This is a genomic window from Catenulispora pinisilvae (assembly GCF_015356865.1).
GTDB classification, from domain to species: Bacteria; Actinomycetota; Actinomycetes; order Streptomycetales; family Catenulisporaceae; genus Catenulispora; species Catenulispora pinisilvae.
Window position 1 is genome coordinate 1 of the sequence record NZ_JAAFZA010000639.1, and the last position, 342, is coordinate 342.

Below are 342 nucleotides of genomic sequence, written 5' to 3' on the forward strand. Positions count from 1 at the left end.
CGTCGTCAGGTCGGGAAGCCGAAACCGTCCTGGTCCGATCGGGCGGTGCTGGCCGCTCTGGCCAGGCTTCTGCCGCGTGAGCTGCGCGCGCATCGGATCGTGACGCCGGCGACGTTGCTGGCTTGGCGCCGGCGCCTGGTGAAACGCAGGTGGACCCAGCCCCGCTCGCCGGGTCGGCCGCCACTGTCCCAGGAGTTACGCGATCTGATCGTCACTTAGCCCGCGACAATCCGGGCTGGGGCCACCGAAGAATCCAGGGTGAACTACGCCGGCTCGGTCACCGCGTGGGGGAAGGCACGATCCGCAGGGTCCTGAAGCAACGCAGGATCCCGCCCGCGCCGA

General features: G+C 69.9%; 1 pseudogene. It reads left to right on the plus strand.

The annotated features are described in order from the left end of the window. Nucleotides 1–342 (plus strand): annotated as a pseudogene (locus IZR01_RS54690) (IS3 family transposase); the annotation flags it as partial.